Annotated in this window: 22 protein-coding genes and 1 tRNA gene; 13 read left to right on the top strand and 10 right to left on the bottom strand. The window is 61.6% G+C overall.

The window, feature by feature from the left end:
• The first annotated feature begins 355 nt into the window (after positions 1 to 355).
• The 6 genes from gcvH (at position 356) to BW992_RS13285 (ending at position 7,506) form a co-directional block, all read left to right on the top strand.
• Positions 356 to 739: a glycine cleavage system protein GcvH gene (gene gcvH, locus BW992_RS13310; protein WP_072395067.1), complete on the top strand. Its 384-nt coding sequence runs from the start codon at positions 356 to 358 to the stop codon at positions 737 to 739.
• Between the two features lie 11 nt (positions 740 to 750).
• A complete protein-coding gene (gene gcvP, locus BW992_RS13305; protein WP_076406384.1) occupies positions 751 to 3,600 on the top strand; it encodes an aminomethyl-transferring glycine dehydrogenase in 2,850 nt (949 codons plus the stop codon).
• A gap of 173 nt (positions 3,601 to 3,773) precedes the next feature.
• The gene (locus BW992_RS13300) at positions 3,774 to 5,150 is read left to right on the top strand and encodes an L-serine ammonia-lyase (protein WP_072395071.1); all 1,377 of its coding nucleotides are present in this window, start codon (positions 3,774 to 3,776) and stop codon (positions 5,148 to 5,150) included.
• 41 nt (positions 5,151 to 5,191) lie between these two features.
• Positions 5,192 to 6,316, top strand: coding sequence for a glycine cleavage system aminomethyltransferase GcvT (gene gcvT / locus BW992_RS13295; RefSeq protein WP_076406383.1), 1,125 nt, complete (start codon positions 5,192 to 5,194; stop codon positions 6,314 to 6,316).
• Positions 6,317 to 6,710: 394 nt separating this feature from the next.
• Complete coding sequence (locus tag BW992_RS13290) at positions 6,711 to 6,923, top strand: cold-shock protein (protein WP_011335634.1); 213 nt, start codon at positions 6,711 to 6,713, stop codon at positions 6,921 to 6,923.
• 94 nt (positions 6,924 to 7,017) lie between these two features.
• Positions 7,018 to 7,506 carry an RDD family protein gene (locus BW992_RS13285; protein ID WP_072395075.1) on the top strand — a complete coding sequence of 163 codons (489 nt, stop codon included), beginning with the start codon at positions 7,018 to 7,020 and terminating at the stop codon, positions 7,504 to 7,506.
• Between the two features lie 189 nt (positions 7,507 to 7,695).
• On the opposite strand, the gene nadA is transcribed toward BW992_RS13285, so the two are convergent.
• Positions 7,696 to 8,754, bottom strand: coding sequence for a quinolinate synthase NadA (gene nadA / locus BW992_RS13280; RefSeq protein WP_072431872.1), 1,059 nt, complete (start codon positions 8,752 to 8,754; stop codon positions 7,696 to 7,698).
• A gap of 339 nt (positions 8,755 to 9,093) precedes the next feature.
• Here nadA and BW992_RS13275 point away from each other — a divergent pair, with 339 nt between their 5' ends.
• The 6 genes from BW992_RS13275 to BW992_RS13250 all read left to right on the top strand — a co-directional run bounded on the left by BW992_RS13275 (position 9,094) and on the right by BW992_RS13250 (position 15,699).
• Positions 9,094 to 10,890, top strand: a complete 1,797-nt coding sequence (locus tag BW992_RS13275) for a copper resistance system multicopper oxidase (RefSeq protein ID WP_076406380.1) — start codon at positions 9,094 to 9,096, stop codon at positions 10,888 to 10,890.
• 44 nt (positions 10,891 to 10,934) lie between these two features.
• Entirely contained in the window at positions 10,935 to 11,786 is an 852-nt protein-coding gene (locus tag BW992_RS13270; RefSeq protein ID WP_371128598.1) for a copper resistance protein B, read from the top strand.
• 59 nt (positions 11,787 to 11,845) lie between these two features.
• Positions 11,846 to 12,232 carry a copper homeostasis periplasmic binding protein CopC gene (gene copC / locus BW992_RS13265; RefSeq protein WP_072395083.1) on the top strand — a complete coding sequence of 129 codons (387 nt, stop codon included), beginning with the start codon at positions 11,846 to 11,848 and terminating at the stop codon, positions 12,230 to 12,232.
• Between the two features lie 2 nt (positions 12,233 to 12,234).
• Complete coding sequence (gene copD / locus BW992_RS13260; RefSeq protein WP_072431874.1) at positions 12,235 to 13,164, top strand: copper homeostasis membrane protein CopD; 930 nt, start codon at positions 12,235 to 12,237, stop codon at positions 13,162 to 13,164.
• A 299-nt stretch (positions 13,165 to 13,463) separates the two neighbouring features.
• Complete coding sequence (locus BW992_RS13255) at positions 13,464 to 14,651, top strand: cyanate transporter (protein WP_072431875.1); 1,188 nt, start codon at positions 13,464 to 13,466, stop codon at positions 14,649 to 14,651.
• A gap of 136 nt (positions 14,652 to 14,787) precedes the next feature.
• Positions 14,788 to 15,699: a DMT family transporter gene (locus tag BW992_RS13250; protein WP_072395089.1), complete on the top strand. Its 912-nt coding sequence runs from the start codon at positions 14,788 to 14,790 to the stop codon at positions 15,697 to 15,699.
• Positions 15,700 to 15,720: 21 nt separating this feature from the next.
• Here the strand turns inward: BW992_RS13250 and BW992_RS13245 are convergent, their stop codons facing one another.
• The 6 genes from BW992_RS13245 to BW992_RS13220 are packed head-to-tail and all read right to left on the bottom strand — an operon-like array spanning position 15,721 to position 22,616.
• Positions 15,721 to 17,130 carry an amidase gene (locus BW992_RS13245; protein WP_072395091.1) on the bottom strand — a complete coding sequence of 470 codons (1,410 nt, stop codon included), beginning with the start codon at positions 17,128 to 17,130 and terminating at the stop codon, positions 15,721 to 15,723.
• 2 nt (positions 17,131 to 17,132) lie between these two features.
• The gene (locus tag BW992_RS13240) at positions 17,133 to 18,473 is read right to left on the bottom strand and encodes an aspartate aminotransferase family protein (protein ID WP_072395093.1); all 1,341 of its coding nucleotides are present in this window, start codon (positions 18,471 to 18,473) and stop codon (positions 17,133 to 17,135) included.
• The gene (locus BW992_RS13235) at positions 18,451 to 19,575 is read right to left on the bottom strand and encodes an aminotransferase class III-fold pyridoxal phosphate-dependent enzyme (protein WP_072395095.1); all 1,125 of its coding nucleotides are present in this window, start codon (positions 19,573 to 19,575) and stop codon (positions 18,451 to 18,453) included. The genes BW992_RS13240 and BW992_RS13235 overlap by 23 nt, the downstream gene beginning before the upstream one ends.
• A gap of 8 nt (positions 19,576 to 19,583) precedes the next feature.
• Positions 19,584 to 20,465 (bottom strand): TauD/TfdA family dioxygenase, encoded by an 882-nt coding sequence (locus BW992_RS13230; RefSeq protein WP_072395097.1) that lies wholly within the window; start codon positions 20,463 to 20,465, stop codon positions 19,584 to 19,586.
• A complete protein-coding gene (locus tag BW992_RS13225; RefSeq protein ID WP_072458743.1) occupies positions 20,440 to 22,002 on the bottom strand; it encodes an AMP-binding protein in 1,563 nt (520 codons plus the stop codon). The genes BW992_RS13230 and BW992_RS13225 overlap by 26 nt, the downstream gene beginning before the upstream one ends.
• A complete protein-coding gene (locus BW992_RS13220) occupies positions 21,999 to 22,616 on the bottom strand; it encodes a thermostable hemolysin (protein WP_072395101.1) in 618 nt (205 codons plus the stop codon). Before BW992_RS13220 ends, BW992_RS13225 begins: the two co-directional genes overlap by 4 nt.
• A 171-nt stretch (positions 22,617 to 22,787) precedes the next feature.
• Here BW992_RS13220 and BW992_RS13215 point away from each other — a divergent pair, with 171 nt between their 5' ends.
• The gene (locus BW992_RS13215; protein ID WP_072431878.1) at positions 22,788 to 23,723 is read left to right on the top strand and encodes a LysR family transcriptional regulator; all 936 of its coding nucleotides are present in this window, start codon (positions 22,788 to 22,790) and stop codon (positions 23,721 to 23,723) included.
• A 119-nt stretch (positions 23,724 to 23,842) separates the two neighbouring features.
• Here the strand turns inward: BW992_RS13215 and BW992_RS13210 are convergent.
• From BW992_RS13210 to queE, 3 genes are all read right to left on the bottom strand, one after another.
• Positions 23,843 to 23,918: transfer RNA gene (locus BW992_RS13210), tRNA-Lys, on the bottom strand.
• 63 nt (positions 23,919 to 23,981) lie between these two features.
• On the bottom strand, positions 23,982 to 24,674 hold the full coding sequence (gene queC / locus BW992_RS13205; protein WP_072431879.1) for a 7-cyano-7-deazaguanine synthase QueC: 693 nt from the start codon (positions 24,672 to 24,674) through the stop codon (positions 23,982 to 23,984).
• Between the two features lies 1 nt (position 24,675).
• A complete protein-coding gene (gene queE, locus BW992_RS13200) occupies positions 24,676 to 25,323 on the bottom strand; it encodes a 7-carboxy-7-deazaguanine synthase QueE (RefSeq protein WP_072395115.1) in 648 nt (215 codons plus the stop codon).
• Positions 25,324 to 25,384 lie beyond the last annotated feature (61 nt).

The raw sequence follows: 25,384 nt of genomic DNA, 5'->3' as shown, positions 1-25,384 counted from the left end.
GGTGGACAACCACCTGACTTTTTGGGTGTTCCATGGGCCAGCGTTGCGTTCAGAATCAAGCCAAAAACGACCTCCATCTGTACTGAAAGCGCTACAGCGGAACGATATCGCTACACCCTTCGCTAATCTGCGCTGCGCAAGGCTTTGATCCCACAACGTTTTTATTGCACCTCATAGCTGTAGCGATTTCGCTACAGACGAGGGGATTCCCGTTCTGAAAGATCCGATCAAACCATTGATTTACAAGCACTTATCCATATTGGCCGCATTCTTGCTAAGGGTATAGCCATTCGGCCGGGCCAAGCCCCGCGCCTTCCTTCGCGTCCACCAGACGAATCTGGCCCCAGGAGTTTCCATGAGCGAGTTGCGTTTCACTGAAGATCACGAATGGCTGCGTGCCGAAGCCGATGGCAGCGTTACCGTCGGCATTACCGCTTTCGCGCAGAATGCATTGGGGGACGTGGTTTTTGTGCAACTGCCTGAATTGCAGTCCTATGAAAAGGGCGCCGAGGCCTCCACGGTAGAATCGGTCAAGGCCGCCAGTGGTGTGTACATGCCTCTGGACGGTGAAGTGCTGGAAGTGAACGACAAACTCGACGCCAGCCCGGAACTGGTCAACGAAGACCCGATGGGCGAAGGCTGGTTCTTCCGCTTTAAACCGACCGACGCCGACGCAATGGCTAAGCTGTTGGATCAGGATGCGTACGACCGCCTGATCAAAGCCAACGCCCAAGCCTGAGGAACCACGACATGACCATCCATCTGGGCACCGCCAACGAATTCATCGCTCGCCACATCGGCCCGCGAGCCAGCGACGAAAAAGCCATGCTCGAGCGCCTGGGCTACGACTCCCTGGAAGCCCTGAGCGCCAGTGTCATCCCTGAAAGCATCAAGGGCACCAGCGTGCTGGACATGGGCGACGGCCAGAGCGAAGCCGAGGCACTGGCTTCGATCAAGGCCATTGCCGGCAAGAACCAGTTGTTCAAGACCTACATCGGCCAGGGCTACTACAACTGCCACACGCCGGCGCCGATCCTGCGCAACCTGCTGGAAAACCCCGCCTGGTACACCGCCTATACCCCATACCAGCCGGAAATTTCCCAAGGCCGTCTCGAAGCGCTGCTGAACTTCCAGACCCTGATCAGCGACCTCACCGGCCTGCCTATCGCCAACGCCTCCCTGCTGGACGAAGCCACCGCCGCCGCCGAGGCCATGACCTTCTGCAAGCGCCTGAGCAAGAACAAGGGCAGCAACGCTTTCTTCGCCTCGCGCCATTGCCACCCGCAGACCCTCGACGTGCTGCGTACCCGTGCCGAGCCCCTGGGCATCGACGTGGTGGTAGGCGATGAGCACGAACTGACCGACGTCAGCCCGTTCTTCGGTGCGCTGCTGCAATACCCGGCTAGCAACGGTGATCTGTTCGACTACCGCGAACTGACCGAACGCTTCCACGCCGCCAATGCCCTGGTGGCGGTTGCGGCCGACCTGCTGGCCCTGACCCTGCTGGCCGCCCCGGGCGAGTTCGGCGCCGACGTGGCCATCGGCAGCGCCCAGCGCTTCGGCGTGCCGCTGGGCTTCGGCGGCCCGCACGCGGCCTACTTCTCCACCAAGGATGCCTTCAAGCGCGACATGCCGGGCCGCCTGGTGGGCGTTTCCGTGGACCGTTTCGGCAAGCCGGCCCTGCGCCTGGCCATGCAGACCCGCGAGCAACATATCCGCCGCGAAAAAGCCACCAGCAACATCTGCACCGCCCAGGTCCTGCTGGCCAACATCGCCAGCATGTACGCCGTTTACCACGGCCCCAAGGGCCTGACGCAAATCGCCAACCGCATCCATCACCTCACCGCGATCCTCGCCAAGGGCCTGGGCGCGCTGGGCTTGAGCGTGGAGCAAGAGAGCTTCTTCGACACCCTGACCCTGCACACCGGCGCACAGACCGCCGCCCTGCACGACAAGGCCCGCGCCCAACGCATCAACCTGCGCGTGGTGGACGCGCAGCGCCTGGGTCTGTCCCTGGACGAGACCACCAGCCAGGCTGATGTCGAAGCGCTGTGGAGCCTGCTGGCCGACGGCAAGGCCCTGCCGGACTTCGCGGCCCTGGCCGCCACCGTGCAAAGCCGTATCCCGGCCGAGCTGGTGCGCCAATCGGCAATCCTCAGCCACCCGGTATTCAACCGCTACCATTCCGAAACCGAGCTGATGCGTTACCTGCGCAAGCTCGCCGACAAGGACCTGGCCCTGGATCGCACCATGATCCCGTTGGGTTCCTGCACCATGAAGCTCAACGCCGCCAGCGAGATGATCCCGGTGACCTGGGCCGAGTTCGGCGCCCTGCATCCGTTCGCCCCGGCCGAGCAGAGCGCCGGCTACCAGCAGCTGACGTCCGAACTGGAAGCCATGCTCTGCGCCGCCACCGGCTACGACGCCGTGTCGCTGCAACCCAACGCCGGTTCCCAGGGTGAATACGCCGGCCTGCTGGCGATCCGTGCCTATCACCAGAGCCGCGGCGAAGAACGTCGCGACATCTGCCTGATCCCATCCTCGGCCCACGGCACCAACCCGGCCACCGCCAACATGGCCGGCATGCGCGTCGTGGTCACCGCCTGCGATGCCCGCGGCAACGTCGACATCGAAGACCTGCGGGCCAAGGCCATCGAGCACCGCGAACACCTCGCCGCGCTGATGATCACCTACCCGTCCACCCACGGTGTGTTCGAAGAAGGCATCCGCGAAATCTGCGGGATCATCCATGACAACGGCGGCCAGGTGTACATCGATGGCGCCAACATGAACGCCATGGTCGGCCTCTGCGCCCCGGGCAAGTTCGGCGGCGACGTGTCGCACCTGAACCTGCACAAGACCTTCTGCATCCCTCACGGCGGTGGCGGCCCGGGCGTCGGCCCGATCGGCGTCAAGTCGCACCTGGCACCGTTCCTGCCGGGCCATGCCAACATGGAGCGCAAGGAAGGCGCGGTGTGCGCGGCGCCGTTCGGCAGCGCGAGCATCCTGCCGATCACCTGGATGTACATCCGCATGATGGGTGGCGCCGGCCTCAAGCGCGCGTCGCAACTGGCGATCCTCAACGCCAACTACATCGCTCGTCGCCTGGAAGAGCATTACCCGGTGCTCTACTCCGGCAGCAACGGCCTGGTGGCCCACGAATGCATCCTTGACCTGCGTCCGCTCAAGGACAGCAGCGGCATCAGTGTCGATGACGTGGCCAAGCGCCTGATCGACTTCGGTTTCCACGCCCCGACCATGTCCTTCCCGGTGGCCGGCACCTTGATGATCGAGCCGACCGAAAGCGAATCCAAGGAAGAACTGGACCGCTTCTGCGACGCCATGATCTGCATCCGCGAAGAAATCCGCGCGGTGGAAAACGGCAGCCTGGACAAGGACGACAACCCGCTGAAGAACGCCCCGCACACCGCGGCGGAGCTGGTCGGCGAATGGACCCACCTCTACAGCCGCGAACAGGCGGTCTACCCGGTGGCCTCGTTGATCGAAGGCAAATACTGGCCGCCGGTAGGCCGGGTCGACAACGTCTTCGGCGACCGCAACCTGGTTTGCGCCTGCCCGTCGATCGAAAGCTACGCTTGACCTGGGGGGCGGGTTTGCTCGCCCCTCTCGAGAACACCGCGAACCTTGTGGAAGGTCACTTTCTCAAGGAAACCACATCTGCTTTGTGGGAGCGAGCTTGCTCGCTTTCACAAAGGAGCCTGTGCCCCCATTCATAACCGTCGATCCTCATAAAAAGAAACCGGAGAAACACCATGTCGTTAAGCGTGTTCGACCTGTTCAAGATCGGTATCGGCCCTTCCAGTTCCCATACGGTCGGCCCGATGCGTGCCGCTGCCCGTTTCGTCGAGGGGTTGCGCCGTGATGACCTGCTCGAGACCATCACCAGCGTCAAGGTGGAGCTGTACGGATCCCTCGGTGCCACCGGCAAGGGCCACGGCAGCGACAAGGCCGTGCTGCTGGGCCTGGAGGGTGAACATCCGGATACGGTGGATACCGAAACCGTGACTGCCCGTCTGCAGGAGATCCGCAGCAACGGGCGCTTGAACCTGCTGGGCCAGCACCCCATCGATTTCAATGAAAAACTGCACCTGGCGATGATTCGCAAGCCCTTGGCGTACCACCCCAACGGCATGATCTTCCGCGCCTTCGATGCCGCGGGCCTGCAAGTGCGCAGCCGCGAATATTACTCGGTGGGGGGTGGTTTCGTCGTGGACGAGGACGCCGCCGGCGCCGACCGTATCGTCGAAGATGCCACGCCACTGACGTTTGCGTTCAAGAGCGCGAAGGACCTGCTGGGCCATTGCAGCACCTATGGCCTGTCCATCAGCCAGGTGATGCTGACCAACGAAAGCGCCTGGCGCCCCGAAGCCGAGACCCGCGCCGGCCTGCTGAAGATCTGGCAGGTGATGCAGGATTGCGTGGCGGCCGGGTGCCGCAACGAAGGGATCCTGCCGGGGGGGCTGAAGGTCAAGCGCCGGGCCGCGGCGTTGCACCGCCAGTTGTGCAAGAACCCCGAAGCCGCCCTGCGCGACCCGCTGTCGGTGCTGGACTGGGTCAACCTCTATGCCCTGGCGGTCAACGAGGAGAACGCCTATGGCGGACGCGTCGTCACCGCCCCGACCAACGGGGCGGCAGGGATCATCCCGGCCGTGCTGCATTACTACATGCGCTTCATTCCCGGGGCCAACGAGGATGGCGTGGTGCGGTTCCTGTTGACTGCAGCCGCCATCGGCATCCTCTACAAGGAGAACGCGTCCATCTCCGGTGCCGAGGTCGGCTGCCAGGGTGAAGTCGGCGTGGCCTGCTCCATGGCGGCCGGCGCCCTGTGCGAAGTGCTGGGCGGTACCGTACAGCAAGTGGAGAATGCCGCCGAAATCGGCATGGAACACAACCTCGGCCTGACTTGCGACCCCATCGGAGGCCTGGTGCAGGTGCCCTGCATCGAGCGCAACGCCATGGGCTCGGTGAAAGCCATCAACGCCGTACGCATGGCCATGCGCGGCGACGGCCATCACTTCGTCTCTCTCGATAAAGTCATCCGCACCATGCGCCAGACCGGCGCCGACATGAAAAGCAAATACAAGGAGACCGCCCGCGGCGGTCTGGCGGTCAACATCATCGAATGCTGATGCGTGTTGCGCGCCCCTCTTCATTTTTTCCAGGAGCCGATATGTCCACCGAACCACTATTGAAAACCCCGCTGCATGCCCTGCACCTCGAACTCGGCGCCCGCATGGTGCCGTTCGCCGGCTACGACATGCCGGTGCAGTACCCACTGGGCGTGATGAAGGAACACCAGCACACCCGAGACCAGGCCGGGTTGTTCGACGTGTCCCACATGGGCCAGATCCGCCTGACCGGCACGGGTGCCGCCCAGGCCCTGGAAACCCTGGTGCCGGTGGACATCGTCGACCTGCCGGTGGGCATGCAGCGCTATGCCATGTTCACCAACGAGAATGGCGGCATCCTCGACGACCTGATGGTCGCCAACCTGGGCAACGACGAACTGTTCCTGGTGGTCAATGCCGCCTGCAAGGACCAGGACCTGGCCCACCTGCGTGCCCACATCGGCGACCAGTGCAGCATCGAACCGCTGTTCGAAGCCCGTGCCCTGCTCGCCCTGCAAGGCCCAGCCGCCGTAACCGTGCTCGCCCGCCTGGCGCCGGAAGTGGCAAAGATGACCTTCATGCAGTTCCAGCGTGTCACGCTGCTGGGCGTGGAGTGCTTTGTCAGCCGTTCGGGCTACACCGGCGAGGACGGGTTTGAGATCTCCGTACCCGCCGCCGAATCGGAAAAACTGGCCCGCGCCCTGCTGGCCGAACCGGAAGTGGCCGCCATCGGCCTCGGTGCCCGCGACTCCCTGCGCCTGGAAGCTGGTCTGTGCCTCTATGGCCATGACATGGACACCCAGACCACACCGGTAGAGGCCAGCCTGCTCTGGGCCATTTCCAAGGTCCGGCGTGCCGATGGCGCTCGCGCGGGAGGCTTCCCGGGCGCTGACACCGTGTTCGCCCAGCAACGCAATGGCGTAAGCCGCAAACGTGTCGGCCTGTTGCCCCAGGAACGCACACCGGTGCGCGAAGGCGCGGAGATCGTCAACGAGGCCGGCGAGATCATCGGTACCGTCTGCAGCGGCGGTTTCGGCCCTACCCTGGGTGGTCCGTTGGCAATGGGTTATCTGGACAGCGCCTATGTCGCACTGGACACGCCGGTCTGGGCCATCGTGCGCGGTAAAAAGGTGCCTTTGCTTGTAAGCAAAATGCCATTCGTTCCACAACGCTACTACCGTGGCTGATTGACTGTTTCTATAAGTAACGTGGTTGCGTTATCCGTGCACTAATGTGTAACGCAACCGCCATAAAAAGGTGCATTTATTACTTACTGGGCAAGCGTTATAACAGCGACAAACAATTGAACCAGACTATCGACTAAGCCCAGGCTGGCGAAGCGCGCAAATAGCGCAAGACTCAGGAAATCCGTGCCTTTGAGAGGGGGTTGTTTTTTTGTCGGTAGTTGGCGTAGAGTTTGGTCACTGTGTTTGCATGGGTCGCTTGGAATCGTGACCTGGGCAGTAGCCTATGAAGTTCGCTACATCCCGTTCGACGTCTCTTACTTTCCTGCAACCCAGCCCCAGTACTCTTTCATGTGAAAGAGGCTGTCATTAATTTAGCGTCAAAGGAAATAAGAAAATGTCTCAGCGTCAGAGCGGTACCGTCAAGTGGTTCAACGACGAAAAGGGTTTTGGTTTTATCACTCCTGAGAGCGGTCCGGATCTGTTCGTACATTTCCGCGCCATCCAGGGCAACGGCTTCAAGAGCCTGAAAGAAGGCCAGAAGGTCACCTTCGTTGCCGTGCAAGGCCAGAAAGGCATGCAAGCTGACGAGGTTATTGCCGAGGCCTGAGGCTTTCGCAAACCAAAAAGCCCCTGATTGATATCAGGGGCTTTTTTATGGACGTAAATCCGTAGAATGGCTTCTTTTTCGGTTCGAGGCCGTCATGTCGAAACACCTGCTCACCCCTCAGGGTGACTTCCCTCCCGTCGGCCTGGGTCGTCGCCTGGCCGCGATGTTCTATGACTTCCTGTTGTGCACGGCCCTGCTGATCGTCACCAGCGGCATCTACAAGATGATCCAGATGAGCATCATCGGCGAAGAAAAAATGCGCGCCCTTACCGAGGCCGGCGCGCTGGACGGCGACCCGCTGCTGTCCACCGTGCTGCTGTTCGCGCTGTTCGGCTTCTTCGCCAAATTCTGGACCCATAACGGCCAGACCCTGGGCATGCAGGTGTGGGGCATCCGGGTACAGAACGCCGATGGCACAGCCATCAGCCTGTGGCAGGCATTGCTGCGGTTCGTGGTGTCGATTGCTTCGTTGCTGCTGGTGGGGCTGGGCTTCATCTGGTCGTTGTTCGACAAGCACAAGCGCAGCTGGCATGACATCTACTCGGATACGCAATTGGTGCGGATTCCCAAGAAGACGAAGTAAAAAAACACCGTGTCAGCGGATTGAAATACATTGTGGCGAGGGGATTTATCCCCGCTGGGTCGCGAAGCGGCCCAATTTGTTCATCCTGATACGCCGTGGTGTCAGGCTGTAGGGCTGCTTCGCAGCCCTACAGGGATAACTCCCCTCGCCACAAAAAACCTCGCAAGTCTCAAAATACTCTTCAGTGCCTCAAGCATTCCCCGCCAGTTTCATCCGCGCTGCCTGGGTGAAATCCAGCATGCGCTTGAGCGGGCGAATGGCCTGGGGGATCAACGCCGGGTCGACGAAGATCTCGTTGGTGCCTTCCTGCAGGCTCTTGAGGGTACGCTCCAGGGTATTCATCGCCATCCATGGGCAATGCGCACAACTGCGGCAGGCCGCGCCGTTCCCGGCGGTAGGGGCCTCGATGAAGACCTTGTCCGGGCACAACTGCTGCATCTTGTAGAAGATACCCCGGTCGGTCGCGACGATCAGTGTCTTGTTCGGCAGGCTCTGGGCCGCCGCGATCAACTGGCTGGTGGAGCCCACGGCGTCCGCCAACTCGATGACCGAAGTCGGCGACTCCGGATGCACCAGGATCGCGGCGTCCGGATAAAGGGCCTTCATATCCTCCAGTTGCTTGGACTTGAATTCCTCGTGGACGATGCAGGCCCCGTCCCAGAGCAGCATATCGGCGCCGGTCTTGCGCTGGATATAGGTCCCCAGGTGCTTGTCCGGGCCCCAGATGATCGTCTCGCCGTTGTCCATCAGGCTCTCGACGATTTCCAGGGCACAACTGGAAGTCACGACCCAGTCGGCACGCGCCTTGACCGCCGCCGAGGTGTTGGCATACACCACCACGGTACGCTCCGGGTGCTGGTCGCAGAACGCCGAGAATTCTTCCACCGGGCAGCCCAGGTCCAGGGAACAGGTGGCCTCCAGCGTCGGCATCAATACGCGTTTTTCGGGGTTGAGGATCTTGGCGGTTTCCCCCATGAACTTGACCCCGGCCACCACCACGGTCTTGGCCGGGTGGGCGTTGCCGAAGCGGGCCATTTCCAGGGAATCGGATACGCAGCCCCCAGTCTCCTCGGCCAGGGCCTGGATGATCGGGTCGCAGTAGAAGTGGGCAACCAGCACCGCGTCCTGAGCCTTGAGCTCGGCGGCGATGGCGGCGCGGTACCAGGCCTCCTGCTCGGCGCTCAGCGGCTTGGGCTGTTTGGCATCGAGATGGGCCTGGACTAGAAGGCGTTCGGAAATTTGCGTCATGTTCGCAAGACCTGCAAGCGCGTTCGCGCGAAAGTCGAGTATACACCCGGCTCCGGACCACTCGGGTACCGCCGGGAAAGTGGGTATCAATCAGGCACGGGACAGCGTGAAGCCGGCAAGGCTACAGAATATCCGGTCGATGCAAAAGATCATTCTGATCGACGTCCGGCCGGTACGCTCCGGCGCGTCCTCGACGCCCTGCCGCAGGCGAACGAGGGCCGCGTCAACCTGACTGAAATGTAATCACTCGCCCCGCTCGCCTGTGTCATCGTTACCTTCAGATCTGCACGGGGAAATGCTCCCCGGGCACGTTGCGAATCGACGGACGGACATTTATCGATGCAAACGAACACCTCCCGACGAACCTTCGTAAAGGGCTTGACCGCTGGCGGCATCCTCGGTGGCCTGGGCCTGTGGCGCGCGCCTGTCTGGGCACTGACCGGCCCTGACCAACCCAATGTACTGAGCGGCACCGAATTCGACCTGTTCATTGGCGAAAGCCCGGTCAATTTCACCGGCCACCCTCGTACCGCCCAGACCATCAACGGCGGCATCCCCGGCCCGCTGCTGCGCTGGCGCGAAGGCGACACCGTGACCCTGCGGGTACGCAACCGCTTGAAGGACACCACATCCATTCACTGGCACGGCATCATCCTGCCGGCCAACATGGACGGTGTTCCAGGGTTGAGCTTCAAGGGCATCGAACCCGACGGCCAGTACGTCTACCAATTCAAGGTCCGTCAGAACGGCACCTACTGGTACCACAGTCATTCCGGCTTCCAGGAACAGTCCGGGGTCTATGGCCCGCTGGTCATCGATGCCCGGGAACCCGAGCCCTTCCAGTACGAGCGCGACTACGTGGTAATGCTCAGCGACTGGACCGATGAAGACCCCGCCGACGTCATTCGCAAGCTCAAGAAGCAGTCGGACTATTACAACTACAACAAACGCACCGTGGGCGACTTTATCGACGATGTCGCCAGCAAAGGCTGGGGCGCCACCGTGGCCGATCGCAAGATGTGGGCTGAAATGAAAATGAACCCCACCGACCTGGCGGACGTCAGTGGCGCCACCTACACCTACCTGATGAACGGCCAGGCGCCGGACATGAACTGGACCGGTCTGTTCAAGCCCGGCGAGCGGATTCGCCTGCGCTTGATCAATGGTTCGTCCATGACCTACTTCGACGTACGCATCCCTGGCCTGAAAATGACGGTGGTCGCTTCCGACGGCCAGTACGTCAACCCGGTGCAAGTCGACGAATTCCGGATTGCCGTGGCCGAGACCTATGACGTCATCATCGAGCCGACCGAACAGGCCTATACGCTATTCGCCCAATCGATGGACCGCACCGGGTATGCCCGTGGCACCCTGGCGGCCCGACCCGGACTCGCGGCCCCGGTGCCGCCGCTGGACCCTCGGCCGCTGGTCACCATGGACGACATGGGCATGGGCGGCATGGATCATGGCAGCATGGGCGCCATGGACCATGGATCGATGCAAGGCATGGATCACAGCCAGATGCCAGCAATGGACCACGGCTCCATGCAAGGCATGGATCACAGTGAAATGCCCATGATGGATCACGGCGCCATGCCAGGCATGGGCGATATGCCCACCCATCCTGCGTCGGAAAAAGACAACCCGCTGGTGGACATGCAGGCCATGAGCGTCAAGCCCAAGCTCGACGACCCCGGCATGGGCCTGCGCAACAACGGCCGCAGGGTACTGACCTATGCGGACCTTCGCAGTACCTTCCCCGATCCGGACGGTCGCGAACCGGGCCGCACCATTGAATTGCACCTGACCGGCCACATGGAGAAATTCGTCTGGTCATTCAACGGCGTGAAGTTCTCGGACGCTGCGCCGTTGCTGTTCAAGTACGGCGAGCGACTGCGCATCGTACTGGTCAACGACACCATGATGACTCACCCCATCCACCTGCATGGCATGTGGAGCGACCTGGAGGATGAAGACGGCCAGTTCATGGTGCGTAAACACACCCTCGACGTGCCACCGGGCTCCAGGCGCAGTTATCGGGTCACCGCCGATGCCCTCGGACGCTGGGCGTATCACTGCCACCTGCTCTTTCACATGGAAATGGGCATGTTCCGTGAAATCCGGGTACAGGAATGAGGAGCCGAATCATGACCACCCACATTCATTACCCCCTTGTGTCGATGATGTTCATGGCCAGCCTGGCACAGGGCATCGCCACGCCCGCCTGGGCGGCGAGCCACGACATGCAAGGCATGGATCACAGCCAGATGCAGGGCATGGATTCGATGCAGGGCATGCAGTCGATGGATTCGCCCACCACCAGCCGTACGCCGATCCCCGAACCGAGCGCGGCCGACCGTGCGGCGGTCTATGAAGATCACGGCGGTCATGCGGTGCATGACAGTGCACTCAACTCGTTCTTCCTGGTCAACCAGCTGGAATGGCAGGACGCCGACGAGGGCAGCGCCGTGAGCTGGGACGCCTCCGGCTGGATCGGCGGCGATATCGACCGGTTGTGGCTGCGCTCCGAAGGCGAACGCACCAATGGCAAGACCGAGGAAGCCGAGCTCCAGGCCCTCTGGGGCCATGCCATCAGCCCCTGGTGGGACGTGGTGGCGGGCGTGCGCCAGGACTTCAAGCCGGGCGAGCCGCAGACCTGGGCCGCCCTGGGCCTACAGGGCATGGCACTGTACAACTTCGAAACCCAGGCCACGGCATACCTCGGCGAAAACGGCCAGAGCGGGCTACGCCTGGAAGGCGACTACGACATTCTGTTGACCAACCGCCTGATCCTGCAGCCTACCGCCGAAGCCAACTTCCATGGCAAGGACGATCCGGCCCGCGCGGTAGGCTCAGGCTTGTCGAACACCGAACTGGGGCTGCGGCTGCGCTATGAGATCCGCCGCGAATTCGCCCCCTACATCGGCGTCACCTGGAACCGCGCCTACGGCAACACCGCGGACTACGCCCGGGAAGAAGGCGACGACCGCAGCGAAGCGCGCCTGGTCCTGGGTGTGCGCCTGTGGTTCTGATCGGTTGACCTCATTCGATCCCCCAAAAAACCAGAAAAAACCGTTGTAGGAGTCCTTGCATGTCATTGATCAAAACCGCTGTCATCACCGTCGCATTGTCCGCTGGCCTGTTGGGCAGCGGCCTGGCCCAGGCCCATCCCAAGCTGCTGTCCTCCAACCCCGCCGATGGCGCGCAGGGGCCGGCGCCAGCGAAAATCGAACTGCATTTTTCCGAAAACCTGATGACGAAGTTCTCCGGCGCCAAGCTGTTGATGACCGAGATGCCCGGCATGTCGGCCCATTCGCCGATGGCGATGCCGGCCAAGGTATCTGGCAGCGATGATCCCAAGACGATGGTCATCACCCCGAACACCCCGCTCACGGCGGGCACCTACCAGGTCCAATGGCGCGCCGTGTCGTCCGACACTCACCCGATCACCGGCAACGTCACATTCAAGGTGAAGTGATCTTGAGCGACTCGATCAATCTCGAACTGATCAACATCGCTCTGCGCCTGGCCCTGTATCTGGACCTGATGCTGTTATTCGGGCTCGCGGCATTCGGCCTTTATGGCCTGCGGGGCCGGGAGCGCAGGTCTGGCGAGGTGTTGCCTTTCGCGGGGCTCCTGGCGACGACGGCACTGGTGGGCGTGTTGCTTTCCATGGCCGGCATGTTATGCATGGCCTGGAGCATGAGCGGCGTTTCGGACTGGGCGGAGCTGCGCCCGCATGTCGAAATGATGGTGCTGGAGACTGACGTGGGCACGAGCTGGAGCCTGCGGGTCCTGGCGCTGATACTGGCCACTGTCGCCGCGACGCAAAGCAAGCGCTGGCCGACCGCCAGCCTGTGGCTGGTCACACTGGCCGCGGGTGCTGCCGTTGCGACACTGGCCTGGGCCGGTCATGGGGCCATGGATGAAGGTGAACGACGGACCTGGCATCTGATCACCGACTTCCTGCATCTCTGGGCCGCCGGGGCCTGGGTCGGCGCCTTGGCCGCGTTCGTCCTGCTGCTGCGCCAGGCCGAACATCGGCTGTCGGTGCTGGCTCGAACGCTCACCGGCTTCGAAACCGCCGGGGCCGTGATCGTGCTGGTCATCAGCATGACCGGTGCGGTGAATTACCTGTTCATCGTAGGCCCGACGCTGGATATCCTTCCGGACAGCCTCTATGGCCAGTTGATGGCGCTCAAGCTCGGCCTGTTCATGGCCATGCTGACATTCGCCGCGCTGAACCGCTTTCATCTGAGCCCACTGCTGGAGCAGGCCAGGCAAACCGGCGAGCATCGTGTGGCGGTGAATGCCCTGAGGCGCAGCATGGCCCTGGAGTTATCGGTGGCAGTGATCATCCTGGGGCTGGTCGCCTGGCTGGGCACGCTGAGCCCGGGAATAGACGCCTAGGCTCTGTATGAAAAGTCTTGATTCGAAGGTCGGGCAAGGCGAAATCAGCCGAGCAAGCGCAGTGTACTGGCGCGCATGAGCATGCCGAGGCTGTTTTCAACGCAGCCTGAACGAATATCAAGGCTTTTCGTACAGAGCCCAGGCCGATCAGAGGCCGGCGATGCGTCAGCAGCGCTGGCCCCCGTACTCAGCCCCACCTTCGGGCGCATCTAATTTTTCGATACCGCCCGCCAGTTTTCAGTTTGCCCCCGCCGCCGCTCCCCAGCCCTAATGATGCTTTGCTCAGTCAAGGCTCTGTTATGGAAAACGTTCGAACTTCAAGTACTCACGCCGTCTGGCTGATGGTCAGCGTGGTATTGGTAGCCCTGAACCTGCGACCCTCGATGGCCGCGGTCGGGCCATTGTTGTCAGCCATTCGCGGCGAGGTACCGTTGAGTTTCAGCGCCGCCTCGCTGCTGACCATGTTGCCGGTCATGGCCATGGGCCTGGCGATGTTCCTGGGCATGCGCATTGCCCTGCGCATCGGCGAACACCGCACGATCGTACTGTCGTTGTTGATCATCGGCCTGGCCACCGCGTCGCGCCTGTACCTGGACAGCGCCGTCGAACTGATCGTCAGCGCCGTGGTGGCCGGGTTGGGGATCGCCCTGATCCAGGCGGTGATGCCGGCCCTGATCAAGTCACGCTACAGCGACAATGTCTCGCTGTTCATGGGGCTGTACGTCACCTCGATCATGGGCGGGGCGGCACTTGCGGCGTCATTTTCACCCTTCGTCCTGTCGCAGACCGGTAGCTGGCGCATCGGCCTGGCCATCTGGGCGATCCTGGCGCTGGTGGCCCTGGGCTGCTGGTATGCCCAGCGCTCGTCCGTGACTCCATTGCCCGAAGCACCGAGCCGCAACCAGGAGTCGTTTTTCAGCAACGGCCGGGCCTGGTTGCTGGCGATTTTCTTCGGTTTGGGCACCGCCTCCTACACCTGTGTGCTGGCCTGGCTGGCGCCTTACTACGTGGAAAAAGGCTGGAGCGAGCAGCATGCCGGCCTGTTACTGGGGTTCCTCACGGCGATGGAAGTCCTGTCGGGCCTCGTCACCCCGGCCATCGCCAACCGCAGCCAGGATAAGCGCCTGGTGCTGGCCGTCCTGCTGGCCCTGATCATGGCGGGTTTCTGTGGCCTGATCCTCAGCCCGGAACGCTTCAGCCTGCTGTGGCCTTGCCTGTTGGGGCTGGGTATCGGCGGCCTGTTCCCGATGAGCCTGATCGTCTCCCTCGACCATCTGGACAATCCGCGCCGGGCCGGCGGCCTGACGGCCTTCGTGCAAGGCATCGGCTATCTGATCGCCGGGCTTTCACCGCTGATCGCCGGGATGATCCGGGATCAGCTGGGCAGCTTCGAATGGGCCTGGTGGTCGCTCACCGCGGTGATGGCACTGATGATCCTGATGGTGTTGCGCTTCAATCCCAAGCAGTACGCGCGGCATATCAGCTAGGCGGCCGATTCCTCTCGTCTCAACGAACAAGGGCCGCAATGAATGCGGCCCTGTCTTTGTCGAACCTTACCCATGACCGGCCGACGGACTTGCCCATCATGACATTCCAGTACGCACACACAGGAATAAGACCTTGATGAAAAACGTCGGTTTTGCGGCCGCTCACTGGGGCATGCTCATTTGGGCGATGCTGATCGCCTCGTCCTTCTTCGCGGCGGCCCAGGTCAGCCAGACCATCGATCCGATTCTGCTTACCGGCCTGCGGCTGCTGTTTTCCGCCCTGATGTTCCTGCCGCCGCTGCTGTTGAAAAACACCTCGCCCATCACCGCCAGGGGATTGCTGGCCCATGCCGTGCTCGGCCTGCTACTGGCGACCTACTTCGGTTCGCTCTTCGAGGCATTGCGCTATACCTCAGCGGTCAACACGGCGACGTTGTACACGCTGGTGCCGTTGATGACGTTGTTCTTCGAAGTTTTCCTGTTGCCCAGCCCGAGCCTCAAGAGCCGTTTGCTACCCATGCTGATCGCGGCGGCCGGGGCGGTGTTGCTGACACTCAAGGGGTCCGCGCCGGGGCAGATGCCCGCGCTCTACCCGGTGCTGGTCTTTGGTGCCGGTTGCCTGGCGATGGCGTTGTACTCGCCCCTCAGCCAGCGGTTCAAGGCCAATGCACTGCAAGGGCGGGATCCGGTGGCGATGACGTTCTGGAACATGCTGTTCGGCTCGCTGTTTCTCTTGGTGTTCTGCCTGTTCAGTGGCGGCTGGCGCAGCGGCTTGCAACTGTCGACGCTGGATATTGGCTGGCTGGTCTACCTGGCGCTGTTCGGCACTCTCGCCACGTTCTGGCTGTTGCACCGGGCCATCGGGGTGATCGCACCGTCAACGGTGATTTCCTACGTGTACCTCAACACGCTGTTCGTGACGCTGCTCAACTGGTTCTGGTTCAGGCAGCAACCGATGGCCCTGGAGATCATCGGCGCTGCGCTGGTGGGTGCGGGGATGCTGGCGCTGGTGATTTCAAGCCGTAACACGAGAACCGTTACGGCCTGAAATCGTCCCAGGCCGGTACGATCATACCGAGCCTGTAGGTGAAACCGGGCTCCAGCGCTCCAGCTCCCGTTCAAGGAAAGCCGCGACCGCCAACAACCGCTCTTCCTGCCAGTGGGGCCCGACGATCTGGATGCCGATGGGCATTGCGGTGACGGGATCGGTGCCGGCGCGGATCACCACCGCCGGCGAACCGCTGAGGCTGAACGGGAAGACGAAGGCGTAGCGATCGCGGTCCTGCAGGGACTCCCCATGCCGGAACGCGACGTCCGGGAATACCGGGCAGATGAACAGGTCATGCTGCTTGAAGAACTTCGCCAGCTGATAGCGGAACGTGTCGATCGCGATCCAGTCGCGCTTGACTTCATCCACGGTCAGTTCCACGGTTTCGCTCATGTCCAGCAACTGGGCGATGGCCGGTGTGAAGCGACGCTTGCTCATCGAGTCGAACAATTGCCGCCAGCCGCGCCCGGCGTCGGCGCCGGTGATGAACACCCGCCACAGCACATCGCAGGCCTCCTCGAGCATCGGCGGAGCCACCGGGCTCACTTGCGCCACCACCGTGCCCAGGCACCGCTCGACCTGTCGCAGCACCTGGCTTACCGCCGCGCTGACCGGGGTCCGGCTGGACTCCGAGAACAGCGCGACGCGCAGGCTGGCCAGCGGCTCGCTTTCGGCGAACGGTACATCGACGGTGTCCGGATCATGTCCGTCGGCGCCGCTGATCAACGGCCCGAGCAGGGCAAGGTCATCCACATAACGCCCCATCACGCCAAAGGCCGAAGTCATGTGGAACAGCCCGGAGCGGTCGTTGGGGAACTGGCCGGTCAGCGGAACCCGGCCCTGGGTCAGCTTCAGGCCGCAGATGCCATTGAAATGGGCCGGAATGCGCACACTGCCGCAAGCATCGGATGCCAGGCCGGCCGGCGAGCAGCCGGCGGCGATGGCTGCCGCCTCCCCTCCACTGCTGCCGCCGGCGGAGCGTTGCAGGTCGTGGGGGTTGAGGGTGCGGCCATAGATCAGGTTCTCGGTTTCGAAGGCCATGCACAGCTCGGGCACGTTGCTGATGCCCAGGATGATCGCGCCGGCCTGCCGAAGCCGGGCCACGGCCGTCGCGTCCTGCTGGCTGGGCTCGCCCAGCAGTTCCTCCAGCCCGCGGGACATCTTGAACCCGCGGACATGAAGGACATCCTTGATGGTGATGGGAATGCCGTGCAGCGGGCCGCTGATCTGCCCGACGCGGGCCATTTCGTCAGCCTCCCGCGCCTGGCGGCGCAGTTCCTCCACCGGAGCCAGCTGGATCAATGCATTGATCTGCCGGTTACGCTCGGCGATGCGCTGCAGGTAGAACTCCAGCAACGTGACGCTGGTCAGCACGCCCCGTCGCAGCAGGCCGGCCATTTCCCTCAAGGTCAGCGTATCGGGGTTGAACATGCTCACGACGCCTCCTTGCTGCGCAGCCACTTGTTGGGCAACTGATACATGTTGCGCACCACCAGGGAGAACGCCTTGACCGCCAGCGCCGGGCGTCGGTCAATGGCGGCCAGGGCTTCTTCGACCATCGTCAGGACATGACGCAATGCGTCGGAGGAAATGTTCAGCGGCGGATAGAAGCGCAACACCGGGCGCTCGGCCTTCTCGTTCATCGAATGCCCGGCATGAATACCGCGCTTGCCCAGTTCCATGCTCATCAGGGCTTCATAGACCGAGCCGCGCAGACGCAGGCCAGTCATCAGGCCCACACCCGGCACGTCCTCGACGATGTGCGGATAACGCAGCGCCAGGCGCTGCAGGCCATGACGCAGCAAGCCGCCGTTGACCCGCGACTGCTCCACCAGGTTGTGCTGTTCAATGTAATCGATGGCCGCGAGCGCCGAAGCGCATGCCACCGGGTGCCCGCCATTGGTACGCGTATCGGGCTCGATCTCGCTGAGCGGGTACTGAGTGGCCAGGCGCTGGCTGTACATGGCACAGGCGAAAGAGGTGTAGCCGCCGGTTAGGCCCTTGGAGAGGATCATGATGTCAGGCACCACGTCGTCATACTGCACGGCGAACCATTTGCCGCAGCGACCGAAACCGGTCTGGATTTCATCCGCCACCAGCAGGGTGCCGGTGGCATCGCACAAGGCCCGCAGGTTGGCCATATAGCCCACCGGAGGTACCTGCAGGTGTGCGCCGCCCAGGATCGGCTCGACGTACACGGCGCACACGCCCTCGCCCACGGCTTTTTGCAGGGCGGCGAAATCGCCATAGGGCACGCAGGTGACCTCCGGGGAGTCGATGCCATAGCTGCTGTGGTTCTGGCGCTGGCCGAGAATGCTCATCGCCGCCAGCGTCTTGCCGTGGTAGGAGCCACTCATCACCACGATCCCGCGCCGATGCGGCTGGATCCGCATCGCATAGCGCAGGCTCTGTTCCACCGCTTCGGCGCCGGACACCATGTACTGCACGTCGCCCCACTCCCCCGGCACCAACTGGCACAGGCGCTCGGACAATTTGTCCTGCAGCGGATGGCGCCGGCCTTCCGGCACCCAGGCCAGTTGGTTCAACTGCGCCTGCACCTGCTCGCGCACCATCGGGTTGCGGTGCCCGACGATGAACACCCCATAGCTGCATGCGCAGTCGATGAAGCGCTTGCCGTTGTGGTCGGTGACATGGATGCCATCGGTTTCCTGTTCGACCGTGGTCTTGCCCAGGCGATACAGCTTGGCTGCCGATGCGCTCCAGTGCCGCTGGCAATCGTCCAGCAGTTGTTCATGCGGCCTGAGTAAGGACATGGCTCAGCGTCTCCTTGATGATGTTTGCGGCACGTTGGATATGTTCGGGACGAGCGGTGATCGGGCAACGCAGGATCAACTCGCGACCGCGAGGAACGCTGACATAGACGCCTTTTTCATAGAGCGCCTCGCACACCGCGCTCGGTTGCAGGTCGTCGGTCAGCGGCAGGCTGACCCAGGCGCCTTCGGCCACGGCACCGAATGACGCCAGGGTCTGTGCCAGTCGCTGACCGTTCTCCTGGCATTGCCGGGGCGAGTCGTGGCTTTGCACGTAGTCGAGTGCGGTCAGGGCCGCCACGCAGGCCATTGGGTTACCGGCCGTGGTGCTGCCGTGCTTGGCTGGGCTGCTGCGGCCGTAGACCTGCCAGGCCATGCGCTCGCTGCAGGTATAGGTGCCGATGGGGATCGCACTGCCGCCCAGGGCACCGCCTAGCACGACGATGTCCGGCACGGCGCGATAGCGCTGGAAACCGAACAGCGTACCCAGGCTGCCAAGGCAGCTCTGGGTATCGACGGCGATGACCGGTACCGTTGCCTGCGCCGCGCGGGCGTGCAAGCGCTCGACCAGCGCCGGCTCGAGCATCTGCAGTCGACCGTTCGCATCGAGACGGGTGTTGCTGTGGCATACCGCGAAGCAATCGCTCCAATCCACCGTGTCCAGATCGGCAAGGTGACGAATGGCCACCCGCTTGAAGCCCAGGAAACCCTGCGCCGGCAGATCGCCCTGCGTGGCATTGAGGCAACGCCCGTAAGTCAGCGAGCCGTAATCGCCGCCCTGGACGAACACGATGGTGTTGCCCTTGGGCTTGAGGCCCTTGCACAGCTTCAGAGCGCCTTCGAAGGCTTCGTCACCGGAGCTGCACACATAGGAACTGACCAACGGCTCCGGCAGCAACTCCGCCAGGCGGCGGCACAAGGCAATCAGCGGTTCGGACATCAGCACCCGATTGGACAGGCCCATGACCTGCGCCTGACCAGTCACCGCCTCGATCACCGCCGGCACCTGGAAACCGAACCCGCCGGTCAGGTCGATGATCTGCCGGCCCTCGCCATCCAGGTAGGTCTCGTACTGCCCGCCAATAATATAGTTATCGTTTTTCATGGGACCTCTCAGCGATAGCTCAGGGCGTTGAAAATGCGCCGACGGTCGTCGACGATGGTTTCACGGCCGTGCATGACCCGACGGTTATCGATCATCACCACGTCATGGTCGCGCCAGCCCACCGCAACGGTGTACTGGGCCGATACTTCGGCGATCTCGGCCAGGAACTGGGCTGGAATCGCCTGCCCGCTCACCGTGTCGATCACCGGCGCTTCGTAATTGAACGACGGTCCCAGGATGCTGTTGGCAAAGGCCGGGCGCTGGCTGAAGGCGGAAGTGAGGATCGCCGAGGTGCTGAAGGCGTAGTGGATCGAATCGTCGGAGGGGTTGAAGGAAATCAGGGTTTGCGGATCATCGCCGATGATCTGCAGCAGATCATCGATGACCACGGCCGCCGGGTCCGACAAGGTCGGCGAGTAATGGCAGACCAGACGGCGCCACTTTTCCCCCGCCACGGTGCGGCTGTAGCGAATCGGGTTTTCTTCGAAAAAGCTGCGGCAGGCCGGGGACAGTTTCGCCAGTACCTTCTCACCGTCGCATATCGTGGTTTGCGAGCCCTTGCGCGGCGCTTCCTGGCAATAGAACCAGGTCATGTCCGGCCAGAACGGCGAGTTGCCATTTTCGCAGTGCAGCCCTACAGCCTGGCGCCCGGCATCCACCAACTGTGCCGCACCGCCAACCATGACCCGGGCCGGATCCAGGCTCAAACGGGAGCTGTTGCGCTTGACGTAGGCGCTGAAGTCCTCGGCGCTGTGGATGCAGTTGCGAAACAGCACGACACCGTAGTGCCCCAGCAGCTCGTACAGCTCAGCCTTGCCCAGGCTGGCGAAGTGATGGGCGTCGACGATGGAGACGTCCGGGTTTTCAAAGTGAAAGGCAGGTGTGCTCATTGGATGCGTTCCCTTGCAGAGTGGAAAAAACAGTGGCGATATCGGCGCGTTTCGGCCGGCCGGTAACGGTGTAGAGCTGCTCGATCAGCGGATCGTCCTTGGTCAACAACCAGAGCCGGTTCGGCCGCTCGATATCGGAAAAACGCCCGCTCGACCAGGCCACCAGCTCATCGCTGGGCGGTGCCGACTCGACGCACAACAACGCCACCAGACCGTGCTGCTCGTCGAAAAACACAGCGGCATCGTGCACGCCCGGGTATTTGCGGTACTCCAGCTCGACCTGTTCTGGGCTGACGTTGCGGCCGTTGGGCAGGCAGATCACGTTCTTCTTGCGTCCGTGTACATAGAGATAGCCGTCTTCGTCGAGCATCCCCAGGTCACCGGTGTCCATCCAGCCGTCGCCAGACATGGAGCATGCGCTGGGGTCGGTCCCCGAATAACCGCTGAACAGCGAGCTGCTCTTGACCTCGATGGTCTGGTCGGCGCCGATGCGCACCTGGACATGGGGAAGCGGCTTGCCGACGCTGCCCAGGCGTTGCTGTTCGCGGGTGTTCACACTGACCACCGAAGCGTTCTCGGACAGCCCATAGCCCTGGTACACCTCGATACCCTGCTCGGCCAGGTCGCGCAGTGCATCGATGCTCACCGCCGCGCCACCGCAGGTGATATGTGCACCGGACTTGAGGTAACGCCCCAGCCGCTCGCCCGGCTCGCCGCCGTCGTTCAGTTGCTCGAGGAAACGATTGACCATGACCGGCGGCACCGTCAGGGCCGTTGGCTGGACTTGCAGGATCCAGTCGACCAGACGTTGTGGCGAAGCGCCGGGTTCGCCGAGCAATGCTTCGCTCGGGGGCAGGAAATGCACGGTTCCACCGGCCAGCAGCGGCAGGTAGGCGGCGGTGACCTGTTCAAGCAGCAGACTCAGCGGCACCAGCGATAGGTAACGACGATGGGCACCGACCGGCATGCGCTCGCGCAGCGACGCCAGTACCGCACCGACAGCCTGGGTGCTCAAGCGCACGCCTTTAGGCCGGCTGGTGGTGCCCGACGTATGAATGATCTTGCAGATCCAGTCGCGATCACCCTCCGGCGCATGCAGCAATGGCTGCTCGATCACCGGCTCGTTCAGGCGCCGCAGGCGGCTGTCGGGAAAATTCAGCTTCCAGCGTTGCGCCAATGTCCGCTGCCCGACAGCGTCCACCAGAAAGCCGTCACAGCGTTCGGCCAGGTGTTCGGCCTGGGATTGACTGAACGCCAGGGGCAGCGGCAGCGCGGTGATCCCGGCGAACAGACAGGCCAGGTCGGCTACCAGCCAATCGCTGCTGTTACGGGTCGCGATCCCCAATACCACGTGGTCGCCATGGGCCGGGCTGGCGAAGCGCAGTTGCAGCTCAGCCGCCAGGTTCAGCGCCCGGTGCTCCAGCTCGCCATAGGTCAGTTCCACCCGTTCGGTGGCCGACGTCCAGTCGACCGCGCAAATGGCCTGGGGATCGCTGTGCAACGCCTGCTTCAATTGATCGATGAATCCGCCACTCATGGTTGCGCCCTCGCCAGGGAATCGCTGGGCAGTTGAGTGAACGAGGTATTGAGGGTCATGGCCGCGAAACGGGAACGCTTCGGATCGACCCGGATGAAACCGGTCACCGGCAGCTTGGAATAATAGGTTCCCCAGTTCTTGCCGCCGTCGTCGGCCAGACGGTTGGGATCTGCGGTCAGCAACGGCTCGAAATCGATCTGGCAACTTTCCATCATTTGCCGAACGCGGGGCGTAACCGTGCACAACAGGTAATGCCCACCCATGCACCAGGACAACAGCGGAATCATATTAACGAGAATCATTCCTGCCGTAAGGTGATGGGAAATCAGGTTACCGATCTCGACAATATTCGAACGCTCGATCGTTTTTTCGAAACGCTCGGACAGGATTTCATCGATCGGTTGTGTCAGGTATTGCTCGGAAAACAGAATGCGGTGGTCCGCAAACGTAATACCGGCACATGCAAGAATGCGATCAGCCTGATCCTGAGTGACCGCAAAGTATTGTGGGTTCGGTTCAACGGATGCCGAATAAGAACTTCGAAACTTCTCTTTCACTACTTCAGTGGCTTGCACCCATAACGGTGTTTGAGTTTCAGCGACACGTATTTGCATTTCGTCCTCCTCCGTCCTTGTGCAGGATTTCTAAAAAAAGCGAGGCGAGCATATTTAAGAAAATTCCTACAAGCCATTTAAAAAATAAATTGCTTCCGCTAATATATAAATAAATGCCTTTGTCATAAAAACAAAGCACGCTAGCCCATGGATTGTGTCGAGAAGGACCTTATGCTCAATAGCAATTTGCTTAGAAAGCTGGACATGCAGGACTTGATGGTGTTCGTCGCGGTGTATGAGCAGAGCAGCGTTACCGAAGTCTCCGAAGCCCTGTGTGTCAGCCAGTCCACCGTGAGTTACTGCCTGAAGAAGCTGCGTACCAGCTTCGAAGATGAGTTGTTCATTAATACCCGTAGTGGCATGCGGCCAACAAACAAAGCCAATGCCATGTACAGCCATATCGTCAAGATTCTGCAGACGATAAATACCTGCCACTCAGGCCTGCAAACCTTCGACCCCATGCAGAATGAAATAACTTTCAATATTTGTGCGCCGGAATACTTCGAGTTATTGATTCTACCCAAACTGGTCAAGCGTTTTATTGGCAGCCACTTTCCCATAATTATCAATATAACGAAATTCCATAAAGATATTCCCGCCGAGGAACTAATGGATGGTCGTTTCGATCTGGTCGTTTGTTTCGGCCCCAACTTTCATCGCGGTGCCAAGGGGCTGCGCTCGCAAGTATTACTGGAAGATGAACTGGTCTGCGTGATCGATAAGAATTTTGACTTCCCGCAGGAGGCGTTCAGCCTGGAAGCGTTCGTCGCTTGCCAACACGTCTTTCCGACGCCCTGGACCTCCGACACCAACATGATCGATGGCTGGCTCGCCCGACAGGGCTATAGCCGACAGATCGTCGCTCGGGCCAACAGCTATGTGGCGGCGTTGAACATGATCACCGGGACCGAATTCGTACTGACCCTGCCCCGACGCATCCAGGCCCTGACCTGCGACGAAGACAGGTTCAGCCATCGCAAGGCACCGACCGGCTTGCCGAATTTCACGCTGGATATGATGTGGAGCGAGAAACCAGGCCAGGACAGCGCCAACGTCTGGTTTCGCGAGCAGATCGTGAAAATCTGCGCAGAGGATGGCCTGCTCTGATTCCAGCCCGGAGCCGCGGTTCGTCTCGCGGCTCCGGGCCAGTGAGTTTTCTACAGGCAAAAAAAAATCCGGAAATCCTCACTTTCGTGGGCCTTCCAGACTTTTAAAACTGCTGAATATGGTGGGTCGTGTAGGATTCGAACCTACGACCAATTGGTTAAAAGCCAACTGCTCTACCAACTGAGCTAACGACCCGCTTCGTGGTGGCGCGTATAATACTGATTTCTAAGGACTATTCAACACCTAATTTGAAAAAAATCAAAAATAAGGGGTTGGATCGCTCACGCCCGCCGCTGCGAAGCCTTCGGCGCGCAAGCGGCAGCTGTCGCATTTACCACAGGCACGGCCCTGATCGTCCGCCTGATAGCAGGAAACGGTCAGTCCATAATCCACGCCCAGCTTCACACCTGCCTGGACAATTTGCGCCTTGCTCAGATTTTGCAGTGGCGCCTGGATGCGAAAGCCCTGGCCTTCCACACCGGCTTTGGTCGCCAGGTTGGCCATGCGCTCAAAAGCCTCGACGAATTCCGGGCGGCAATCCGGGTATCCGGAATAATCCACCGCGTTGACGCCGATGAAAATGTCCCGCGCCCCCAGCACTTCAGCCCAACCCAACGCCAGCGACAGGAATACCGTGTTGCGTGCAGGTACGTACGTCACCGGTATGCCTTCGCTCGGGGCTTCAGGGACATCGATAGAACTGTCGGTCAACGCCGAGCCGCCAATGCCGTTGAGGTTCAGGCCGATCACCTTGTGTTCCACCACGCCCAGATCACGGGCTACCCGCTCGGCGGCTAGCAGTTCAGCACGATGGCGCTGACCGTAGTCGAAGCTCATGGTATAGCAACGGTAGCCTTCGGCGCGGGCCATCGCCACGACCGTTGCCGAATCCAGGCCGCCGGACAACAGGATGACCGCACGTTTTTCCACTGTGTTCGATTGCTCTGTCATATCAGCGCCCCGGCTCGTCGTTCCAAAGATATTTATGCAGCTGCAATTGCAGGCGCACCGGCAGGTTATCTGCCACTACCCAATCCGCCAGATCGCGAGCGTTCAAGTCGTGATGGCTGGGGGAAAACAATACCTCCCCCGCTCGCTGGTCGAGCCCGTACTGAATGAGCTTGGACACAGCCCAGTCGTAATCCTCACGCGAGCAGATCACGAACTTGACCTGATCGTTGCGTGTCAGCAGCTCGATGTTTTCGTAACGGTTGCGATGCGCCTCCTTGGAGCCTGGGGTTTTCAGGTCCAGGACGCGACTGACCCGCGTATCGACCGCCGAGATATCCAAAGCGCCGCTGGTTTCCAGCGAGACCTCGTAACCGGCATCACACAGCCGTTTGATCAAGGGAATGGCATTGGGTTGCGCCAGCGGCTCGCCGCCCGTAACGCAGACATAGCGCGGACGATAACCGGCCACTTGCTCAAGGATATCGTCGAGGGTTCGCAGAGTGCCGCCGCTGAAAGCGTAGGCACTGTCGCAGTATTGGCAGCGCAACGGACAACCGGTGAGCCGCACGAATACAGTGGGCAGCCCGGCCGTTCGCGTTTCACCCTGCAACGAGTAAAAAACTTCGGTGATTCTCAATGTGTCTTGCATAGTCGCCACGGGCGTAACAGCTAAACAGGCCGTCCGCCTCCGTCAGGCACTTCAAGGAACC

Origin of the sequence: Pseudomonas sp. 7SR1 (assembly GCF_900156465.1) — a bacterium.
In the GTDB taxonomy this organism is placed as follows: domain Bacteria; phylum Pseudomonadota; class Gammaproteobacteria; order Pseudomonadales; family Pseudomonadaceae; genus Aquipseudomonas.
The sequence above is the reverse complement of the archived record's forward strand: the minus strand, read 5'-3'. Positions and strand labels throughout refer to the sequence as shown.

Coding starts and splice junctions, on each gene's coding strand:
- gcvH (WP_072395067.1), top strand. CDS start 356: ATGAGCGAGTTGCGTTTCACTGAAGATCACGAATGGCTGCGTGCCGAA.
- BW992_RS13220 (WP_072395101.1), bottom strand. CDS start 22,616: ATGCAAATACGTGTCGCTGAAACTCAAACACCGTTATGGGTGCAAGCC.
- nadA (WP_072431872.1), bottom strand. CDS start 8,754: ATGACGCAAATTTCCGAACGCCTTCTAGTCCAGGCCCATCTCGATGCC.
- BW992_RS13275 (WP_076406380.1), top strand. CDS start 9,094: ATGCAAACGAACACCTCCCGACGAACCTTCGTAAAGGGCTTGACCGCT.
- BW992_RS13235 (WP_072395095.1), bottom strand. CDS start 19,575: ATGAAAAACGATAACTATATTATTGGCGGGCAGTACGAGACCTACCTG.
- BW992_RS13225 (WP_072458743.1), bottom strand. CDS start 22,002: ATGAGTGGCGGATTCATCGATCAATTGAAGCAGGCGTTGCACAGCGAT.
- queC (WP_072431879.1), bottom strand. CDS start 24,674: ATGACAGAGCAATCGAACACAGTGGAAAAACGTGCGGTCATCCTGTTG.
- BW992_RS13300 (WP_072395071.1), top strand. CDS start 3,774: ATGTCGTTAAGCGTGTTCGACCTGTTCAAGATCGGTATCGGCCCTTCC.
- BW992_RS13270 (WP_371128598.1), top strand. CDS start 10,935: ATGATGTTCATGGCCAGCCTGGCACAGGGCATCGCCACGCCCGCCTGG.
- gcvP (WP_076406384.1), top strand. CDS start 751: ATGACCATCCATCTGGGCACCGCCAACGAATTCATCGCTCGCCACATC.
- BW992_RS13215 (WP_072431878.1), top strand. CDS start 22,788: ATGCTCAATAGCAATTTGCTTAGAAAGCTGGACATGCAGGACTTGATG.
- BW992_RS13250 (WP_072395089.1), top strand. CDS start 14,788: ATGAAAAACGTCGGTTTTGCGGCCGCTCACTGGGGCATGCTCATTTGG.
- BW992_RS13240 (WP_072395093.1), bottom strand. CDS start 18,473: ATGTCCTTACTCAGGCCGCATGAACAACTGCTGGACGATTGCCAGCGG.
- queE (WP_072395115.1), bottom strand. CDS start 25,323: ATGCAAGACACATTGAGAATCACCGAAGTTTTTTACTCGTTGCAGGGT.
- BW992_RS13245 (WP_072395091.1), bottom strand. CDS start 17,130: ATGTTCAACCCCGATACGCTGACCTTGAGGGAAATGGCCGGCCTGCTG.
- BW992_RS13290 (WP_011335634.1), top strand. CDS start 6,711: ATGTCTCAGCGTCAGAGCGGTACCGTCAAGTGGTTCAACGACGAAAAG.
- BW992_RS13230 (WP_072395097.1), bottom strand. CDS start 20,465: ATGAGCACACCTGCCTTTCACTTTGAAAACCCGGACGTCTCCATCGTC.
- BW992_RS13285 (WP_072395075.1), top strand. CDS start 7,018: ATGTCGAAACACCTGCTCACCCCTCAGGGTGACTTCCCTCCCGTCGGC.
- copC (WP_072395083.1), top strand. CDS start 11,846: ATGTCATTGATCAAAACCGCTGTCATCACCGTCGCATTGTCCGCTGGC.
- gcvT (WP_076406383.1), top strand. CDS start 5,192: ATGTCCACCGAACCACTATTGAAAACCCCGCTGCATGCCCTGCACCTC.
- BW992_RS13255 (WP_072431875.1), top strand. CDS start 13,464: ATGGAAAACGTTCGAACTTCAAGTACTCACGCCGTCTGGCTGATGGTC.